The sequence below is a fragment of the Paenibacillus sp. RC67 genome (assembly GCF_030020805.1).
GTDB lineage: Bacteria > Bacillota > Bacilli > Paenibacillales > NBRC-103111 > Paenibacillus_S.
On sequence record NZ_CP125098.1, the window covers coordinates 7,549,601 to 7,568,686 of the forward strand.

The following is a 19,086-nucleotide window of genomic DNA, read 5'->3' on the forward strand; positions in this document are numbered from 1 at the left end:
GTCTCAACTTTTTTATCGTCTGATTATAGCTGATTGATGATGTTTTTTAGATCTTCTTCTTCAAAAAGATACTGCTCGTTGCAGAAGTGGCATACAATCTCCGCTTTCCCATCTTCTTCCGCCATCAGCTCAAGCTCTTCACGGCCTAATGAAATTAACGTTTGCTCAACTCGCTCCCTCGAGCATTTGCAGCGGAAATGAACATCCATTTCTTCCAATACCTCAACGTTGGGAACGATTTGCTGAAGAATTTGTTCGAGATCCAATCCTTTTTCCAGTAGAGTGGTTACAGGTTCAATTCTGGACAGGAGCGATTCGATAAGCGTAATTTCGTCATCCTTCAAGCCAGGAAGAAGCTGAATAATGAAGCCCCCTGCGGAAGATACCACGTGATCCACACCTACTAACACACCTAATCCAACAGCGGAAGGCGTTTGCTCAGATCTTGCAAAATAATACGTGAAATCCTCGCCCAGTTCTCCGGATATCAACGGAACACTGCCGCTATATGGCTTTTTAAGTCCCAAGTCTTTAACTACATTCAAAAAGCCCTCTGTTCCTACCGCACCAGCTACGTCGAGCTTCCCGATCTCATTGAGAGGCAGATCAACTAACGGGTCGGTTACATATCCACGAACTTCCCCCAATGCGTTGGCATCCACCACAATTTGCCCAATGGGGCCTCCGCCTTTAATCATAATGGTGAGCTTCTCCTCACCCTTTAGCATAGCTCCCATCATAATTCCGGCAGATATCGTTCTGCCTAATGCTGCTGTTGTCGTTGGAGTCATTTGATGTCTTTTGCTAATTTCATCTACAATCCCGGTGGAACGAACGGCAAATGCTCTTACTTTGCCTTCCATTGCCGTCGCTCTAATTAAGTAATCACGCATGGAGTTACCCTTTCTATGATGATGTTATTAGGACTTGTTATGTAAAAGTCCTACTGATTACGTTCATAAATCATTTGCAGGCCTTGGAGCGTCAGCAGTGGATTCACCTTTTCAATAGTACGAGACTCGCTTGCTATAAGTTCCGCCATCTCCCCAGTTGCCACGACTTTTGCATGAGCATGGTGCTCTTCGCGAATACGGCCTACAATGCCATCCACTTGACCGGCAAATCCGTAAATAATTCCCGCCTGCATGGAAGCTACCGTGTTACGTCCTACAACGGATTTAGGCTTTACCAGCTCAATCCGAGGTAATTTGGCAGCACGTTGGTACAGTGCTTCTGTAGAGATTCCGATTCCGGGTGCTACAGCCCCCCCGATATATTGGCCGGATTCGTCAATATAATCGAAGGTAGTTGCCGTACCGAAATCAACAACAATGCAAGGAGTGCCGTAAAGCTCAATAGCCGCAACCGCATTAGCAATACGGTCCGCACCCACTTCACGGGGATTTTCATAGCGAACATTCAAGCCTGTCTTAATTCCGGGCCCCACAATAAGCGGGGTTTTCTTTAAATATTTTGAACATAACTGTTCAAGAACAAACATAAGCGGAGGAACGACGGAAGAAATTATAATACCTTCGACCTGTTCCAGCTCAAGCTCCGAGTGCTGAAACAAATTGTAGATCATCATCCCGTACTCATCGGTCGTGCTGGAACGGTTGGTGCTTAATCGCCAATGATGCAGCAGTTGTTTACCTTCATAAAGGCCAAGTACGATGTTCGTATTACCTACATCAACCGCCAGAATCATGACGTCCCCCCTTTCCGTTCATTCAAATCAAGGCTGATATCCAAGGCTTGCACCGAGTAAGTCAATCGACCGACAGAAATGACGTCTACACCTGTTGCTGCAATGGCATATATCGATTCTAAGGTCACGGAGCCTGATGCCTCTACAAGAATATGCGGAGCTTGGGATTTCATGCGTACAACCGCTTCACGCATCTGCTCGGGAGTCATATTATCCAGCATAATGATGTCCGGATTCGCATTTAAAGCCTCTTCCAGTTGCTCCTTGTTCTCAACCTCCACTTCGATCTTCATCGTGTGGGGAATTTGAGAACGCGCCGCAGCAATCGCTTCAGCTATTCCGCCGGCTCCTTTAATATGGTTATCTTTGATCATCACGGCATCATATAAACCAAATCTGTGGTTATAGCCTCCACCAATACGTACCGCGTATTTTTCAAGCAACCGATGACCAGGCGTTGTTTTTCTCGTATCTACAAGCCGAACAGGCAGTCCTTGCAGAGCGTCCACGAACTGTCTCGTGCGAGTCGCAATACCGGACATGCGCTGCATCAAGTTCAAGGCCAGCCGCTCTCCCAAGAGAATGCTTCGGGTGCTGCCGGATACTTCTGCCAATACCGTACCGTAGCTTACAGCTTGCCCTTCCTGAACCTTGGGTTCGAAGCGAAGCTGATCATCAACAATGTTGAATACGGCTTCCGCTATCTGCAATCCCGCAATGATTCCGTTATCTTTAAGATGAATAATGCCTTTGGATTGACGGTCCGCAGGGATGGTCGACATGGTGGTTACATCCCCCATACCGATATCCTCTTCCAACCACAGCTTCAGGTTTTTTCTCACTAGATCCATTTGCAGCTCATACATCGTCGATACGTCCCTCCGTAATGCCGTGCTCACGATTGAACACAGTATGCTTTCTCCATAGAAGGTCATTCTTTTCCGGGAAATCCTCCCGATAGTGTCCCCCCCGGCTTTCCTCTCTAATCAAGGCGGCCTGTGTCGTCAATAATGCACAAGTTAGCAAATTGGCGAATTCGAAATCTTCTCGTTTCGACAAGCATGTATCGAAGATAGAAAGCTGCCGTCTTAGCTCCTCATGCCCTTTTTCCAGCCCAACGGCTGTTCTTTTCAGACCAACATAACGAAGCATCACCTTTTGCAGTTTGAGCTTTCTTTCTACAATAGGCTGTTTGGCATGCTCCAGACGTTGAGACTCTTCCGCAATGAAAGGCAGCTCCTCCAAAGGAGAGAGCTCATGAATCCGCTCTATAATTCTGCGGCCAAATACAATGGCTTCCGATAATGAATTGCTAGCGAGTCGGTTAGCCCCATGAACTCCTGTTGAAGATACTTCCCCACATGCGAACAATCGTGCAACCTCTGTCTCGCCATACAAATCGGTCTTGACGCCCCCCATCATATAATGAGCGGCAGGGGCTACCGGAATCCAGTCCGAAGACAGATCCAGACCATAATTTAAGCAAAACTCATAAATCGTTGGGAACCGGTGCTTCACCGTTTCTTCCGACTCATGCGTAAAATCAATATAAACGAAGGTAGATTTCGTTTCCTCCATCTCATTAACAATCGCCCGAGCTACAATATCCCTTGGTGCTAGCTCCAGCTGAGGATCGTACTTTTCCATAAACCGCTCGCCTTTAATATTCCTTAAAATAGCGCCTTCACCTCGGACCGCTTCCGATACAAGGAATCTCGGCGCTCCCGGATAACATAACGCAGTAGGATGGAATTGAATGAATTCCATGTCCTGAATTAACGCCCCCGCGCGATAAGCAATGGCAATGCCATCTGCCGTAGCTATATCAGGGTTCGTCGTATAACGGAACAATTGCCCTGCTCCGCCAGTACATAAGATGGTGGCGTTAGCTCGTACGAATACTTTCTGGCCATCCGGCTTTTGTACCAAAACACCGAAGCACTCGCCATCTTGTGTAACCAGATCAATAATAAAATGGTCGTCCCACAATTCAATGTTAGGGTTCTGCTTTGTTTTCTCAGACAAGGCGCGCACGATTTCCGCTCCTGTAGCATCCCCATGCGCATGCAAAATTCGACGCTGACTATGAGCTCCTTCTTTGGTTAAAGCAAATTCCCCGTCCTCCAAATCGAACTGGGTACCCATTTGTATCAAATCTTTAACCCCATCAGGGCCTTCATGTACCAGTACGTTAACCGCGGCAGAAGAGCAAAGACCCGCACCTGCATTCAACGTATCCTGATGATGATATTCCGGTGAGTCCTCGTCGGAAATAACAGCAGCGATTCCGCCTTGCGCGTAACGCGTATTGCTATCCAACAACGACTTCTTTGTCACCATCAGTACTTTAAAGTCTTTGCTAGCTTTAATAGCAGTGAACAGTCCGGCAATTCCGGCGCCGATCACTATGACATCGGTATGTACTTGCGGCAGCTCGTCCAAATTAAAGTCAACTAAATAACGTGGAATCATGAGTACGCTCTCCTTCTTCTCCATGCCCAAAAGTGAATAATAGCTTTAAAAATGGGGGTAGAGCCCTTGCATACTTTCACAAACAAGAGAGTAGCGCATGCTACTTCACTTGTAGCATGCGCTCCAGGGACGCTTTGGCTTGTTCTGCAATATGTGGCGGTACATAGATTTGCGGCTGCATGGTTTCAAGACACCGGGCAACTTTCTTTAAATTATTGACTTTCATGTTTGGACAAACCAAATATTTAGTAGCAAAATGGAACTGCTTATTCGGACTATCCAAGCGCAGCTGATATCCTGTGCCATCTTCCGTACCAACGATAAACTCTTGGCAATCGGATTCTTTACAATACTTGATGATTGCTGTGGTGCTTCCTACGAAATCGCCCAGCTTTACAACTTCAGGACGGCATTCCGGATGGACCACGAATTGGGCGTTCGGATGAAGAGCTCTCATTTCCTCTACATCTTTGACGGTTAACATGTCATGAGTGTTGCAATATCCTTCCCAAATAATGACCTTTTTGTCTGTAAATTTGGAAACGTAATCACCCAGGTTCTTATCAGGCACCCAAATAATCTCATCCGAGTCAACGGAGTTAATAACTTTGATAGCATTAGCTGAGGTACAGCAAATATCAGTCTCGGATTTCACATCGGCCGATGTGTTAATGTAGGCTACCACTTTGGCATTCGGATGCTGTTTCTTCAATGCACGAAGTCCGTCTACATTGACCATATCGGCCATCGGACAGCCTGCTCTTTCATCCGGTATAAGAACGGTTTTGTTTGGAGCCAAAATTTTTGCGCTTTCACCCATGAAATGAACGCCGCAGAACACAATGACCTCCGCATCGGTTGTTGCTGCTTTTTGAGCTAAAAGAAAAGAATCACCGCGAAAATCAGCAATCTCTTGAATTTCATCCCGTTGATAATAATGAGCAAGAATAATGGCATTGCGTTCCTTCTTTAATTGAGCGATTCGTTCCTTAAGCTCCCGTTTCTGTTCTTCCTTGCGCTCCAGAGCTAATGCTTCCATCGTCGCTTTCCTTCCTTTCCGTCCCCATGCCCCTTTTATTTTAACCAACTGTGAAAATGTTCACATATTGTTTGAAGATTTACAACTAATTTACACAACATCCCCGGTGGTGTCAATGCTCAAATAACTACAAAATAACCGATTTCATTCATTGGATACACGCCTAATAGCCTACCTTGATCTCTTGTGTCTAGTTTCTCGCCCATTGCTTAATTTCATCCCCGAACAAAAAGAAACCGAAAGGCCATTAATGTGCCCTTCGGTTTCCTATAAGCTGCTGCTTATTCTTTATTTTCTTTATTATCCTCATCAGCAGGTGAGTGCTTATCGAAGTCGAGCTTGTTGGCTTCCGCCGACTGCTGTTGTCCGACAATATTCACTTTCACCTCGGAGCTGGAATCATCCAGCTTGCCATTCTCGATGAGCTGCTTGATTTGCTCTTTCTCGAGTGTTTCTTTCTCGAGCAAGGTTTCAGCAATCAGGCGAACCTGATCAGAATACTTGTCAAGTGTCTCCTTCGCTTTTGCATAGCAGCTGCGAATGATCGTTTGCATCTCTTGGTCTATTTCGTAGGCAATCGCATCACTGTAGTTTTGCTCATGTCCGAAATCACGGCCAAGGAACACCTGTCCCTGAACATTACCGAACTGCATAGGACCGAGCTTATCGCTCATTCCATATTCCATAATCATCTTACGGACAATGCCCGTTGCACGCTGGAAGTCGCTGTAGGCACCCGTTCCGATTTCACCAATAAACATTTCTTCGGAAACGCGTCCACCTAGCAAACCGGTCACTTTATCAAGAAGCTCGTTCTTGGTATTCATCATCCGGTCTTCGCCTTCCTTCGGAAGCATCATGACGTATCCGCCAGCACGGCCCCTAGGAATGATCGTAACCTTATGAACCATATCAGCATTTTCCAAATGGTAGCCGATGATTGTGTGTCCCGCTTCATGGAAAGCAACCATGCGCTTCTCACGTTCGCTGATAACACGGCCTTTCTTCTGCGTACCGACAATGACACGGTCGAACGCTTCATCCAGCTCTTCCATCGAAATATCTTTACGGTTGCGGCGGGCTGCAATTAGAGCAGCTTCATTGAGCAGGTTTTCTAGGTCTGCACCTGTAAATCCTGTCGTATATCTCGCCAGTACATCCAATTTAACATCTTTATTCAAAGGCTTATTGCGTGCGTGTACTTTCAATACCGCTTCGCGACCTTTTACATCCGGACGATCCACCGTAATTTGACGGTCAAAGCGTCCCGGACGAAGAAGCGCAGGGTCTAGAATGTCCGGCCGGTTAGTAGCCGCAACGATAATAATCCCTTCATTCGCTCCAAAACCGTCCATCTCCACAAGGAGTTGGTTGAGCGTTTGCTCACGCTCGTCATGACCGCCGCCCAAACCGGCACCGCGCTGACGACCCACAGCATCAATCTCGTCTATAAAAATAATACAAGGTGCATTTTTCTTAGCGTTTTCGAACAAGTCGCGGACACGGGATGCACCGACACCAACGAACATTTCCACGAAGTCGGAACCGCTTATACTGAAGAACGGAACTCCCGCTTCACCGGCAACCGCCCGTGCAAGCAAAGTTTTACCCGTTCCCGGAGGACCATTCAACAGAACCCCCTTAGGAATTCTGGCTCCTACGGCAGCAAACTTACGAGGATCCTTCAAAAATTCGACGACTTCAACAAGCTCTTGCTTTTCCTCATCTGCCCCCGCTACATCTTCAAAGGTCACGCGCTTCTTCTCTTCATTATAAAGTCTCGCGCGGCTTTTTCCGAAATTCATCACCTTACCGCCGCCACCCTGCGCCTGATTCAACAGGAAGAAAAACAGGATGAAAATAATGACAAACGGAATAATGGAGGTAAGGAAACTGATCCAAACATTGTCCCCTTCCATTTTTTCGATGACGATGTTAGGCACGTCGCTCTTCTCGATCAAAGTGACAGTTTCTTGGTCGTAAGGCGCTCGGGTTTCGAAGCTCTTCTTATCCGGCGTCTCTGGAGTTTTGTATTTACCACGAACCAAGTATGTTTGTCCGTCATATCTCAAACTGACCGAGTCCACATTTTTGCTGATTAAGGCCTGTCGGAGCTTATCGTAGCTAATCACGTCTTTCTGGTCATTCTGTGTGCTGATAAAGTGAACGATACCGACAGTGACCAAAAAAATGAGCAAATAAAAGCCTGTATTGCGAATAATTCGATTCATCCCCTACCTCCTCTCAAAAACGGCAACTTTGTATATTGTACCACAGCAAGTCTTGGCATCACAAGAAATGCTAATGGGAGTAAACCTCCGGCTTCAAGATGCCGACATACGGCAAATTGCGGTACTTTTCTGCATAGTCCAAACCGTAACCGACAACAAACGCATCCGGGATAACAAACCCTTTATAGTCTGCGTCCAATTCGACCGTTCTCCGCCCAGGCTTATCGAAAAGCGCAGCCACGGTAATGGAGAGCGCGTTGCGGCGTTCCAATACGTCGATCAAATAGCTTAAGGTCAATCCGCTATCAATAATGTCTTCGACAATAATAATATGCCGTCCTTCCACCGGAACATCCAAATCTTTAATGATTTTGACGACGCCGGATGATTTGGTCGATTGACCGTAGCTCGAAACCGCCATGAAGTCAATTTCCAAAGGCACTGTTATTTGTTTAACCAAATCCGCCATAAAAATAAACGCACCCTTCAGTACACAAATGACTAGTGGATTGCGTCCCTCGAAATCGCGGCTTATTAGCTGGCCCATCTCCTTTACTTTGTCCTGAATCTGCTGCTCGCTGTAAAGTGTTTCTTGAATGTCGTTTTGCAAGAGAGAACCTCCTACTTGGAATAAAATGATCTTGTGAAGCTATCTTAACATAGTGGACAATAAACCTTCCTCTATGCAAAGTTTCAAATGAAGCCATGCTTTCGTGTTCCCCGTAACCGGAGCCCATGAGGACCTTCTAATCCCCGGCAGCCAAATAATGCGATGCTCCGCATCCGTGATGATAGGGATTCGGGTTCTAAGGCTCGGAGGTATCTTGGCGTCAATGAAAATATCTTTTACCTTTTTCGACCCGTTTAGTCCGAATAGGTTCATTCTGTCTCCATCAGCGCGGCTGCGCACCGTCAGCGGAAACGTCAGTAAATCTGCATCGAACCATACGGAGACTGCCTCTTCCGCTTTGCCGCCCCTCATCCTAACATCTTCTTCAAATAAAGAGCATTCGATAACCGCACCCGTCTCTGCAATTGTTAAGCTTCCTTGATGGGGCTGTAACGTGTACAAGTAGGGTATTGGCGGTACAACATAAGTATGTAACTTGATCTGATCATATTCCCTCGTTAAAGCCAGGCTATGACCTATGTCCATACGTTGATTGGACGGCTCCTCCTTGTTGATAAGCTCCCTCATCTGCTCCAGCTTCATAAAATCAAGGGAATCGGCCTCAAAAGAAAGATAATTTAATATTAGTTTAATCAATCGCCTTTGTAAAGCAACATGTACCCCGGTAAACCAATTTCTTGACCATTGTGCGAAATCGCTTTCCAGAGCCACATTTTGTTCAAAAACAGCCGCCGCTTGCTTATCCAAGAAATCGTCCTCGGCTGCCATCATGACCGACAACCGGTTCAGCGCCTCGGGAAGCTGTTCATTGTACTTCTGCTGCAGCAGCGGAAGCAGCTCCAAACGAATTTCGTTGCGAAAGTATTTGGTGTTATTGTTGCTGCTATCAATGAAGTAAGTAAGCTGTTGATGATGACAGTAATCCAGAAGCTCTGATTTATATATACGGAGCAATGGGCGCACAAGTTCCACATTATGTTCCGCCCTGCGCATGGGGATTCCAGTTAGGCCGGATGGTCCCGTTCCACGAAGCAGTCTCATTAGCATCGTTTCCGCCTGATCATCAGCATGATGAGCCAATACAATTCGCCGGGCGCCGTGCTTGGCGGCAGTCTCATGCAAGAACCGATAGCGCAGCTCGCGTGCTGCCGCTTGCGAATTTTTCCCTGTCTCGTGGATATATCGTGGAACATCAATGCGGGCAATTTCGCAAGGAACCCCTAGCAACCTGGCATATTGTTCTACAAACGAAGCCTCCTGCTCGGACTCCTCTATCCGGAACTGATGATTGACATGCGCTACAGTCAGCTGCCAGTCCCATCGTTCGGACAGCAAAAAAAGGACATGCAGCATGGCTATGGAATCAGGCCCTCCCGAAACCGCAACAACGATACTGTCCCCTTTGTGAAGCAGCTGCTCGTCTTTTACTAGTCTTTCTACCCTTGATACCAGATCCATCGCTATAAAATCCTTTCATCGGCCCCCACCATGTGACTACGGCCAATACATATAAACCGTGAACCCAAAAACAAGCAACGATGCTGCGAAGCATACCTTAAGCCAAGTTCCGCCCATTGAGCGGGGCGTTCTAGCCGGCCTCGGGTAGCTCTGTCTGCGCCAATCAGCCAAAGCCTGCCTGGAGCTGGTGTACTTGCCGAGCAGTACCTTGCGCAGCACAGGGGCTGCTTGACTCAAGGCTTTGTTCGACTGCAGCATATCGAGCAGCATCTCCACGTTGCGGTTTTGCGGCAGCACCTGCTTGATTCCTTGCAGCCGCCGTTCGCTATCCGTGCTGCTGATCAGGAGCACCGCGAGTGCAAACAAATCATATGCTTCATCCGCGGTTCGGCTTCCGCCTCCCCAATATCCGCGATCGTACACCTCGGTAAACTGCTTCACCGAATTCCCTTTGACGGTCACTCCGCCAAAATCGATCAATTCGACATCACCGTACCCCGATACGATGATATTCTCCATTTTGATATCTCCGAATATATAGCCTTCCTTATGCAGCTCAACCAGTTTACGCAGCAGGTTGAGACCTATTAAATAGATCCAATCACGGCCGTTTTGTTTCATAAAATCGCTGATGGATGACCCCTTAAAATAAGGCATGACATAAAACGGAATATCCTGACCGTCGCTATGGAGATCATCCACGTCGAGCAGATACTGACGAAACGATGTATTGGACCGTGACAATGCTTTCAGCGCATTGATCTCGGACTGATGGTCCACAGCGTCAAAGCCCGTCTTCATGGCATAATGCAGCTTGCCCCGTTTGACCAGATACACCCTGCCGTTGGCTCCTGCGCCCAGCAGACGTTCTATCCTGTACTGTCGCTTATTCCACTTGCCATTGACAACCGCTCCGGAAGCCCCAAACGGCTCAAACGACGTAGTCACTCAGAATCCCATCCTCGCCTTTATGCTTGCGCTCTGATCTGGACGGCTCATTCCGCCCGATTCCATGGTGATTATTATGTAGTTCATCCGCAGCCCCTGTCATGAACTGAATGACTTTAAGAAGCGCCGGTCCAGTTGGAGTCGTACCCTTCATGTTTAATTTATAAAACAAACGGTTCAGATTTGCAAGGTCTCGTGTCCAGCCAAGGTCCATTTCCACCTCATCCTCGCCTGAAATAGAAGCCGGGAAATGAAACACAGCCATTTCGCTGTCGCCAGTCCGAGCTTGAATACTCAGCTGCAAATCATAGATCGCTTCTTTCACCGCCTGCAGCTTGGGCTTCATGCTCGCACTAGTGTCAATGAGCAGCGCTACCTGCAATGAGGACGTTTCAGAGAGGTCATCCATCACCTGTACAACCTGGGATCTCTTGTCTGGAGGCAGGCTTTCAATTTTGGAATCTCCTAAAATATGCTGAAGCTCCTTGCCAACCACCTGTTGAATCGTCTGTACCACCGTTTTGCGCGTCATCATCTGAACCGTTTGAGACAATTGCGACGCATTCACGATACGGCTAAGTCCTCCCCCAGCGCTGGCCGTCTCATTGATCTCTTCAATTCCGTGTTCTCCGATTTCGCTAGAATCAATCAAGCCGATTACATTAACGACTATCCCTTCCGCTTTGGCATGAGCAGCTGCAATGACAGGACTTACGCCTACATTGGAGCAACCGTCTGTTATTAAGATAATTTGTTTCATAATGCCTGTTCCTCCCTAAACGATAGTATAATCTCTAGTTTTTCCATTTTGAGAGATTCCTAAACTTAGGGAGAAAACGGTACAATCCGCGCCAAAAAGGCACTTCCAGCCTCGCCAAGAGGAGAAAGCACCTAGCAAACGGTCAGCTTACCGTCTTCGGACGTTCGATTCGTTGAAGCCCAGGCCAGCGGAAGGTTGCCCACTCCGGCTGATACTTTTCCACACGGGCAACGACAACGGTCATATCGTCATAAATATTGCCGTGATGGTAACGGACAACCCGTTCCAATAAAATGTCAGCAAAGTCCTGTGGAATATCCGTGTGGATTTCCGATAGCACCCGCTTCATCCATAGCTCCTTGTTAACAGCATGTCCAGGGGCATCATAAATTCCGTCGGTCATCATAATCAAAATGTCGCCCGGCTGCAGCGGCAAGCTCACCAAGTCCACATCAATATCATTTACGATACCAACCGGCAAATTGTTAGCCGAAATAGGAAATACTTCAGACCCTCGTTTAATAAAGCTCGGCGTCGAGCCAATTTTTAAAAAGGTCGTATTCGCATTATACAAATCGATCAGTGCAACGTCGACGGTTGCATACATCTCATCCGAAGAACGTAGCATCAGGACCGAATTAACAGACTTGATAGCAAGCTTTTCCTCCATTCCCGACTGCAGCAGCTGCTGCAAAATACTTAGTGCCGCACTGCTCTCTGCCCGAGCGCGTTCGCCATTCCCCATGCCGTCACTTAGTGCGACAGCAAACTTCCCGTTGCCAAGCTCCATTGCGCTAAAGCTGTCTCCCGACAGCAAATCGCCGTTTTTCGCCGCACCGGCTATACCGGTTTCCACCTCATATTCCTTGGCCGAGCCAAACACAACGGTACTGTACCCTTCCTTTCGTTCGAGCGCCTGCTCGTTTTTGACAGCAACATGCTCTCCCAATATTTCCGATAGCAGCGGGGCAATGATTTTACGGCATTCATCAAATCCTTTCGTATATTGATGGATAATTTCAATCTCCACATTCCCTTCATCTAGACTAATAATATCAATACTGTGAATGGATAAGCCCAGCTCCTCCAGTGCGCTGCGAATCTGCTCCTCCTGCATGAACAGCTCCTGGCCTTCTCGTTTGATTTCTTTAGCCAAATCCTCCATCACTTGCGAGACACCCGATAACTGTTCTGCAACCAGCTGGCGGCTTTCCATAATCTGCTTCTTCCAATGCTGATCATTCTTGTACAAGCTGTACTGATGCTTCATCACCTCAAGCACATGATCCGGCTTAATACAATGCTTCTTCCACTGAGGCAATATATGCTTGCGAGATAATGGCCCCCTTACTTCCACCTCCGTCATCATATCAGTCATAAACTTGTAGGTTTGATAAAATTTATCATCCCAGCACTGGTTTCTTTTCCAGCAGCCCTTGCAGGATTGCTCGGCTACCGAATTCATAAAATGCCCTACTTCCTCCTCCTTCTGTATTGGCTGTGCATCAGCCGTTATTTGCTTGAAGCTGCGTGACAGCTGACGGAACACCTCACTAAATTGCTCCACGCGACCCGCCGTGACATCCCTGACTCGCTTCGCGTAATCATGCTGGGATTTCAAGTTTTCCTGTGTTCCCGGCACGTATTTGGCGAGCATTTGGATCATCGCTTTTGGCGTCAAAGCGAATAGGACCACCGCTGCAAGCGACTCCCAAGTAGAATTCAACACCTCCGCTTGATTGCCTATATAAATAGTTAGAATCGAGGAGCCCAGCAGCATGCCGAGCGATACGGCGATTTTATTTCCCTCCTTCAACAAGCCTGCCAGCATACCTGCAAAAGCAAGAAGGCTCATTTGGTATATAGCGCTGCTATTAGCCAGGCTTAAAATCAATCCTGTGATGACCCCGACGGATGCGCCCAAAGGAGCTCCTCCTACAAGGGCAAACAATAAGATTAAATAACGTGACAGCACATGTTCCACGGTTACCGGCCCCACCAACCAGCCCACGGTCCCTGTCATCACGGATGCCAGTAGTATAATAAGACATATGACCTCTTCGTTCTTTAAACTGTAATTTTTGCGGGTTAACGTAAAGACCGGAATTGCCTGCAAAAAGATATGGGTCAAAATCAAGCTGAGCAGCGACTCCACCCCGATCAGCATGAATATATAGCCGGTTATCTCCGTATTGACTAGGTTGGTAAACAACTGCACGAAGAACGTAGAGAAGAATACGATAATCGGTGCATACGAGATATCCGACCTCTCGAATCGTTCCACACCTTTTTGTATGAGAATGAAGATGAGCATCTCGGCCGCAATATATCCAGCATGCTGGGGAACCGCCGAGAAGACACTTCCCGCCAGAAGAAAGGTTCCGCCCCAGAACAACAGATCCCTGCGCAAGAAATACATAACAGCAAAGAATGCAACGGCAAAGGGCGCCAACTGATCCAGGATCATGGCCCTTCCCAATAAAAATGCCATGAATAGAAGCAATATTGACCATTTTTTTGCAACGACGGACTGAACCAAGTGATTTTCCACTACAGCGCTTGCCATACGACTCTTACCCGATTGCATCCAACGGCTCCAAACGATTCCAACTTGACCGGCATTTAATTTTCTTTGCATATTTCCTGAACACCACCCATATACTAGTTTAGTGGTTCTTAGTATAGAGGCAGTCTAGTATAAAGTTTGTCAGAATGAGTTGGTAGGGTAAAAGTTTTTTCCGACAAAAAAAAGAGGCCCGGCCAAATAGGCACCAGCCCTTGTGATAACAGCAGCGGAAGGCTGCTTGGTGTCATTGCTTTCTTTCTAGCATGAAACAGATGTTCGGCAAATGCATCGGACAAGCCTGCACTATTGCCGTTACATGGTGTCGATTTGCTTGGTTCCTGTTAACAATACGACAAAACTACTGAAATACAATAAAACCGCCGACAGAGAATGGGATATTATTCCATAAATTCGTACTACTCTGCGATTAAGCTCGTATCATCGTCGGCATGCAATTAATTATCCCGTAATAAACGGAAGGAACTCGAATCGTGAAGCAGCAGGAAATGAGAAAACCTCTATTGAGGTTTTTCGGTGACCCGTTCTATCGTTGGTTTTAACACCAATAGGAAAGTTCTTCACTACGGCAATGCTTCAATGAACCTTCAACGCTCCTATATAGCAAACAAAAAAACACCCTTCGAAAAAGGGTGTTTTCTTCGTGTTACTCTTAATAGCGGCGAAGGGGATCGAACCCCCGACCTCACGGGTATGAACCGTACGCTCTAGCCAGCTGAGCTACACCGCCACAACAATCAAGAGTATATAATACTGTTGAACGGTTTGTCAAGACCACCCCGTTTGAACTAAGGCAAAAAAACCGTACAAGCACTTGCGTGCCAGTACGGCTTACTTTGTATCATTAATCGCGTCGTGCTCCTCGGCCTCCACGTTTACCTTCTGTGTTCTTCTTAAGGGACGAAATGCGCTCTTCGCTATCCTTCAAAAAGCGTGACACTTTGTCTTCGAATGTTAACTTGCCAGCAGGAGGTTTACCCCCACGGCCACCACGGTCGCCTCCACGGCCTCCAAAACCGCCGCCGCCGCCGCCGCTACCGCCTCGTGGTCCACGATCTCCACGATCGCCGCCGCCGAAATTGCCGCCGCCACCGCCGGAACCGCCACTTGGTCTTTCAAAACGAGCGGGCCTCGCTGTTTCCACAGGTTTATCTACGGCTTGCTTAATCGATAAACCGATTTTGCCGTCTTTGTCCACATTAATCACTTTGACGGTAACCATGTCATTCAACTTCAGATGATCATTAACATCCTTAACATAGTTGTCTGCTATCTCCGAGATGTGCACAAGGCCGGTACCGCCCTCGGGCAGCTCTACAAACGCCCCAAAGTGAGTAATGCCCGTTACTTTTCCTTCCAGCTTGCTGCCCACTTCAATTGCCATAAAGTAAAATGTTCCTCCCTTAAATAATTGAGAAAACCTCTATCGAGGCCTTTCGAAGATGAGCGACCGCGCTTAGAGGTAGGCCTTATTGCCAATAAGATACAGCCCGTAAAAGTATACCGAGACCATTCTTACGATGGTAACAAAAACCCTGACAATGCAGATTATAACGTACTGGCTGCGATACGGTCAACAAAAGGATTATGACACTTGTTTACTTTTGTTCCTTGGGAACATAAAACAGCGTTTCCCCTTGCTTTACATAGTGCAGCTCTTTTCTAATTTTTTGTTCCAAATATTCAGGATCGTTCAATCTGGCGATCTCCCGCTTGTTATCCTGATTCATCTGCTCGGCTTCCTTCTTCTTCTGCTCCAGAGCGATCACTTTTTCACCGCGATCTTTTAACTTATCGATCTGATTCCACAGAGTTACACCAGCCCAGCTCATAAAGCATGCAAGAATTATCATGACTAACCGGCGTCTCCGATAGGAGCCTTTATTATTCGGTTTCGGTTTAGCATCTTTGCTTACTGCCGGAACTGCTCGCATAAACTGTGAAATCCTCCTACTCTGGTCAAAAAAAGCGACGTAAGAATGCCGCAATACTACGACCGGTTTGGTTTACCCATGTAGGTATACGGAACCATTTGCCAAGCGGCCTTACAAGCCATAGCAGCAGTTTCCACATAGGATAGAGTAATTGTAGCATAACTTTATACAGGAAAATAGCTAAAGCCAGTAAAAATCCTAAAAACACGACAGTAGCCCTATATAACCAGATGATCGGAGTAATAACTAGTACCTGGAATACCCGAATCCCCAAGCGAATGGTTGCTTTAACCACACGGATCATCCAAAGTATTACCCGAACTACGGTCCGGCTAAACAGTAAGAAGTAAACCCCCACCCCAACCAGTAAGCCGATAAAAATAAACATACGAACTTGTCCCAAATTACTCATATAGAGCAATTTGAAAATTAGGAGCGTCCCGATGCACCAAAAAAAGATGTCAAGGAGGTAGTAGGCATACCGGGGCGCACGAAGCTGGCCGGCCAGCACCCGATACAGATCGAACAGTCCGCCTAGCGAAAGTCCCCCAAGAAGCATCATGCCCATCGTGACGAATTGAACGTGCAAGGTCACTTGAACAGCTTACCGAAAAATCCCTTGGGCTTCCCCTGGGAGTTTGTATCCAGATAGGCCAGCTCGTTCACCAAACCTTCAATCGCAACCAATCCCTGCTCCAGGCTCAAGTTTTTAATATGCAGGTTTTGCCCCTTAATCATGAGATAGCCAAACTCGGTTTCCAGCAAAAATTCCTCACTGTCAAAGCTCTCTACATTCATGACGCCGGACACTTCAAGCAGCTTGCGGTTCAGCATCTTGATTTCTTGGCGTTTTACTTTTCCCGGCTCGATTGCCATGATACGATCCCTCCTGGCAGCTTTGCTCGTGAAATAGACAAGGATTGCATGTTTCGGGCGGGCTGCGGGCCAGTGTAACGACCTCCGGTCACTGTTGAAAACGGGTTCCTTTAATTATAAGGTATTCTGATAGAACCCGTTTTCAAAGGTGACACGTAAACTCTCCGGTTCGTTACACTGCCCTTCGCCCTTCTGAAACATGAAAACATAAACTTTCACGAGCAAAGCTTGTTTACTTAAAAATATGGAGGGATGTCCAGAAATAGAACCAAAAAAGAGACTGAAGCCTCAGTCTCTTTAGCCTTGCCATAATTCAGTTTTACGAGCTTCCTCGCTAAGCAGCGTGTACATACTAGCCGCGTCTTCCTTGCGGGTCGACTCGGATAGCTGTTCCACGCGAACGGTTACGATCTTCTGACCGAATTGAATTTTCAATTCGTCTCCGACTTTAACCGCGCTGCTCGGCTTTGCGTCCTTTCCATTGATCCAAACGCGTCCTTGATCGGACACGTCCTTGGCGACAGTACGACGCTTGATCAGCCTGGAAACCTTGAGAAACTTATCAAGGCGCATTATTTTACCGCTTCTTTAAGCTTGTTGCCTGCTTTGAAAGCCGGAACTACGGACTCAGGAATGTTGATTTCTTTACCGGTTTGCGGGTTGCGGCCCGTGCGTCCGGAACGTTTGCGAGTTTCGAAAGTACCAAAGCCGATAAGCTGTACTTTGTCGCCAGTGGAAAGAGCTTCAGTTACTTCGCCCAGGAAGTTGTTCAGAACGGTTTCAACGTCCTTCTTGGTCATACCGCTTTTTTCAGCGATGTTGTTAATCAAGTCTGTTTTGTTCATGGATACATTTCCTCCTCAAAATAACACTAATGCTATGTATTCTTTGTTTATCAGGAAATTCCTGCTAGCCATTGTCGATTTATAAAACTTTTTTTGCTTCCTGCCACAAAGACTCCATCTCTTGTAAATCAGTTTGGTCAAAAGATTTGCCCTTTAAACGCAGCTGCTGTTCAATATAACCAAAACGATCAAAAAATTTGCGATTGGCTTCAGACATGGCTTCTTCGGGTTCTATCTTCAAAAAACGGGCCAAATTGACGACAGAAAACAGCAAATCTCCGAGCTCTTCCTGCTGCTCTTTTTTCGACAAAGACGCTATCGCTTCCTTCAATTCTACCAGCTCGGATTCGACAACATTCAACACTTCTTCCAGCTGCGACCAGTCGAAGCCGACGGCAGCCGCTTTCTTTTGCAGCTTATATGCTTTCATCAACCCAGGCAGCTCACGCGGCACACCGGACAGCAAAGGAAGCTCATCCGGATCGATGCCCTTGCTTCGCTTCTCCTCCTGCTTGATTTGCTGCCAGTTACTGAGCGCCTCGTCAGCGTCGTCGGCCTTCATCTCACCAAATACGTGCGGGTGACGGCGAATCAGCTTCTCATTCAGCCCCGCAATAACATCCCATACGGTAAAACCGCCTTCCTCCGCTTCAATTTGAGAATGCAGCATAATTTGCAGCATTAGATCGCCAAGCTCCTCCGCCATATGATCCGGATCGTCTTCGTCGAACGTTTCGAGCACTTCATACGCTTCTTCCATTAAGTTTTTGCGCAGTGACTGATGCGTCTGCTCCCGATCCCAAGGACAGCCTTCCGGACTTCTCAGTATTTCGACAATCTCATGCAAACGTGCAAAGGTACGATTGCGCAGCCTGTCCTCATTCGAGCGAGGAATCCAAACCAACGACAAATTACCGTAATCCTGCAAATGGTCCAGCTCATAAAGCGGAATCCGGTGGACGGTCTCTTCTCCAGGAACACCCAGTGCATGGCCTACGACAACCTCCCAATCATCCGGGTACAGCTCCATTAAGGTCAGCTTCACGTCGGATGCAGAGTAAGTATCGTATACTTGTCCAATAATTGTATGCAGCTGAGGGTTTAGCGCGTGAACCGACAGCTCGGTTCCGTTAAGAAGCTGAAAGCCATCGATAGGATCAAATCCGAGTCGAATAAAGGCTTGATCGAGAAAGCTCTCCCCGCCAAGCAGCGTAAGCTCCACTCCAGCTTCAGGGCAGCGTGCCTTCAGCAGCTGGACGGTCATCTCTGCCACCATCGGATGTCCCGGAACGGCGTATAGCAGATCTCCTTGGACTGCTTTTGCTTTGCGCAGCAGCTCGTCCGCAATGGCTTCATATACTTGCTCGAACGTATCACGGCTCTCATATAGCGTATCAAACGACTCAAAAGCGATATCGTTCTCACGCAGCATCTTCACCATCGGGTGCTGATCGGTGCGGAGATAAATCCGCTCCGCCTGCTTCAGCTTTTTCCAGACGCCTAGCGTCAATTGATCTTCGTCGCCGGAGCCCAGTCCGACCACTACGATATGCGGTTGCATCAAGCATTCGCCTCCTTAATATTTATCTTGTATTTCACG

18 protein-coding genes and 1 tRNA gene are annotated in these 19,086 nt (G+C 47.3%); all 19 read right to left on the reverse strand.

All coding sequences use genetic code 11. From position 1 onward, the window contains the following. Positions 1–23 precede the first annotated feature (23 nt). The 19 genes from hslO to yabN all read right to left on the reverse strand — a co-directional run bounded on the left by hslO (position 24) and on the right by yabN (position 19,047). The gene (gene hslO / locus QMA13_RS34300; protein ID WP_282938169.1) at positions 24–893 is read right to left on the reverse strand and encodes an Hsp33 family molecular chaperone HslO; all 870 of its coding nucleotides are present in this window, start codon (positions 891–893) and stop codon (positions 24–26) included. 50 nt (positions 894–943) lie between these two features. Beyond that, positions 944–1,708: a type III pantothenate kinase gene (locus tag QMA13_RS34305; RefSeq protein ID WP_282938170.1), complete on the reverse strand. Its 765-nt coding sequence runs from the start codon at positions 1,706–1,708 to the stop codon at positions 944–946. Continuing rightward, positions 1,705–2,574 carry a carboxylating nicotinate-nucleotide diphosphorylase gene (gene nadC / locus QMA13_RS34310; protein WP_282943681.1) on the reverse strand — a complete coding sequence of 290 codons (870 nt, stop codon included), beginning with the start codon at positions 2,572–2,574 and terminating at the stop codon, positions 1,705–1,707. The genes QMA13_RS34305 and nadC overlap by 4 nt, the downstream gene beginning before the upstream one ends. After that, positions 2,567–4,180 (reverse strand): L-aspartate oxidase, encoded by a 1,614-nt coding sequence (gene nadB / locus QMA13_RS34315; RefSeq protein WP_282938171.1) that lies wholly within the window; start codon positions 4,178–4,180, stop codon positions 2,567–2,569. Before nadB ends, nadC begins: the two co-directional genes overlap by 8 nt. Before the next feature lie 100 nt (positions 4,181–4,280). After that, positions 4,281–5,219 carry a quinolinate synthase NadA gene (gene nadA / locus QMA13_RS34320; RefSeq protein ID WP_282938172.1) on the reverse strand — a complete coding sequence of 313 codons (939 nt, stop codon included), beginning with the start codon at positions 5,217–5,219 and terminating at the stop codon, positions 4,281–4,283. A gap of 281 nt (positions 5,220–5,500) precedes the next feature. Then, positions 5,501–7,450 carry an ATP-dependent zinc metalloprotease FtsH gene (gene ftsH / locus QMA13_RS34325; protein WP_282938173.1) on the reverse strand — a complete coding sequence of 650 codons (1,950 nt, stop codon included), beginning with the start codon at positions 7,448–7,450 and terminating at the stop codon, positions 5,501–5,503. Between the two features lie 70 nt (positions 7,451–7,520). Continuing rightward, positions 7,521–8,060 (reverse strand): hypoxanthine phosphoribosyltransferase, encoded by a 540-nt coding sequence (gene hpt, locus QMA13_RS34330; RefSeq protein ID WP_028551926.1) that lies wholly within the window; start codon positions 8,058–8,060, stop codon positions 7,521–7,523. Between the two features lie 39 nt (positions 8,061–8,099). After that, on the reverse strand, positions 8,100–9,539 hold the full coding sequence (gene tilS, locus QMA13_RS34335) for a tRNA lysidine(34) synthetase TilS (protein WP_282938174.1): 1,440 nt from the start codon (positions 9,537–9,539) through the stop codon (positions 8,100–8,102). Between the two features lie 36 nt (positions 9,540–9,575). Next, complete coding sequence (locus QMA13_RS34340) at positions 9,576–10,487, reverse strand: serine/threonine protein kinase (RefSeq protein ID WP_282938175.1); 912 nt, start codon at positions 10,485–10,487, stop codon at positions 9,576–9,578. Next, positions 10,471–11,247, reverse strand: coding sequence for a vWA domain-containing protein (locus QMA13_RS34345; protein WP_282938176.1), 777 nt, complete (start codon positions 11,245–11,247; stop codon positions 10,471–10,473). Before QMA13_RS34345 ends, QMA13_RS34340 begins: the two co-directional genes overlap by 17 nt. 142 nt (positions 11,248–11,389) lie before the next feature. After that, positions 11,390–13,834 carry a stage II sporulation protein E gene (gene spoIIE, locus QMA13_RS34350; protein ID WP_282943682.1) on the reverse strand — a complete coding sequence of 815 codons (2,445 nt, stop codon included), beginning with the start codon at positions 13,832–13,834 and terminating at the stop codon, positions 11,390–11,392. 653 nt (positions 13,835–14,487) lie between these two features. Beyond that, a tRNA-Met gene (locus QMA13_RS34355) sits at positions 14,488–14,561 on the reverse strand. 114 nt (positions 14,562–14,675) lie between these two features. Then, positions 14,676–15,215, reverse strand: coding sequence for a S1 domain-containing RNA-binding protein (locus QMA13_RS34360; RefSeq protein WP_282938177.1), 540 nt, complete (start codon positions 15,213–15,215; stop codon positions 14,676–14,678). 214 nt (positions 15,216–15,429) lie between these two features. Continuing rightward, positions 15,430–15,765, reverse strand: coding sequence for an FtsB family cell division protein (locus tag QMA13_RS34365; RefSeq protein WP_282938178.1), 336 nt, complete (start codon positions 15,763–15,765; stop codon positions 15,430–15,432). A gap of 25 nt (positions 15,766–15,790) precedes the next feature. Then, a complete protein-coding gene (yabQ, locus tag QMA13_RS34370) occupies positions 15,791–16,360 on the reverse strand; it encodes a spore cortex biosynthesis protein YabQ (RefSeq protein WP_282938180.1) in 570 nt (189 codons plus the stop codon). Continuing rightward, a complete protein-coding gene (gene yabP, locus QMA13_RS34375) occupies positions 16,357–16,641 on the reverse strand; it encodes a sporulation protein YabP (protein WP_079914925.1) in 285 nt (94 codons plus the stop codon). The genes yabQ and yabP overlap by 4 nt, the downstream gene beginning before the upstream one ends. Positions 16,642–16,938: 297 nt before the next feature. Next, a complete protein-coding gene (locus QMA13_RS34380; protein ID WP_282938182.1) occupies positions 16,939–17,214 on the reverse strand; it encodes an RNA-binding S4 domain-containing protein in 276 nt (91 codons plus the stop codon). Further along, positions 17,214–17,486, reverse strand: a complete 273-nt coding sequence (locus QMA13_RS34385) for an HU family DNA-binding protein (protein ID WP_028551916.1) — start codon at positions 17,484–17,486, stop codon at positions 17,214–17,216. The genes QMA13_RS34380 and QMA13_RS34385 overlap by 1 nt, the downstream gene beginning before the upstream one ends. Positions 17,487–17,565: 79 nt before the next feature. Beyond that, complete coding sequence (yabN, locus tag QMA13_RS34390) at positions 17,566–19,047, reverse strand: bifunctional methyltransferase/pyrophosphohydrolase YabN (RefSeq protein WP_282943683.1); 1,482 nt, start codon at positions 19,045–19,047, stop codon at positions 17,566–17,568. Positions 19,048–19,086 lie beyond the last annotated feature (39 nt).

Bases quoted from the DNA above. Each gene is read 5' to 3' on its own strand.
- hslO (WP_282938169.1), bottom strand. From the start codon at position 893: ATGCGTGATTACTTAATTAGAGCGACGGCAATGGAAGGCAAAGTAAGA.
- QMA13_RS34305 (WP_282938170.1), bottom strand. From the start codon at position 1,708: ATGATTCTGGCGGTTGATGTAGGTAATACGAACATCGTACTTGGCCTT.
- nadC (WP_282943681.1), bottom strand. From the start codon at position 2,574: ATGTATGAGCTGCAAATGGATCTAGTGAGAAAAAACCTGAAGCTGTGG.
- nadB (WP_282938171.1), bottom strand. From the start codon at position 4,180: ATGATTCCACGTTATTTAGTTGACTTTAATTTGGACGAGCTGCCGCAA.
- nadA (WP_282938172.1), bottom strand. From the start codon at position 5,219: ATGGAAGCATTAGCTCTGGAGCGCAAGGAAGAACAGAAACGGGAGCTT.
- ftsH (WP_282938173.1), bottom strand. From the start codon at position 7,450: ATGAATCGAATTATTCGCAATACAGGCTTTTATTTGCTCATTTTTTTG.
- tilS (WP_282938174.1), bottom strand. From the start codon at position 9,539: ATGGATCTGGTATCAAGGGTAGAAAGACTAGTAAAAGACGAGCAGCTG.
- QMA13_RS34345 (WP_282938176.1), bottom strand. From the start codon at position 11,247: ATGAAACAAATTATCTTAATAACAGACGGTTGCTCCAATGTAGGCGTA.
- spoIIE (WP_282943682.1), bottom strand. From the start codon at position 13,834: ATGCAATCGGGTAAGAGTCGTATGGCAAGCGCTGTAGTGGAAAATCAC.
- QMA13_RS34360 (WP_282938177.1), bottom strand. From the start codon at position 15,215: ATGGCAATTGAAGTGGGCAGCAAGCTGGAAGGAAAAGTAACGGGCATT.
- QMA13_RS34365 (WP_282938178.1), bottom strand. From the start codon at position 15,765: ATGCGAGCAGTTCCGGCAGTAAGCAAAGATGCTAAACCGAAACCGAAT.
- yabP (WP_079914925.1), bottom strand. From the start codon at position 16,641: ATGGCAATCGAGCCGGGAAAAGTAAAACGCCAAGAAATCAAGATGCTG.
- QMA13_RS34380 (WP_282938182.1), bottom strand. From the start codon at position 17,214: ATGCGCCTTGATAAGTTTCTCAAGGTTTCCAGGCTGATCAAGCGTCGT.
- QMA13_RS34385 (WP_028551916.1), bottom strand. From the start codon at position 17,486: ATGAACAAAACAGACTTGATTAACAACATCGCTGAAAAAAGCGGTATG.
- yabN (WP_282943683.1), bottom strand. From the start codon at position 19,047: ATGCAACCGCATATCGTAGTGGTCGGACTGGGCTCCGGCGACGAAGAT.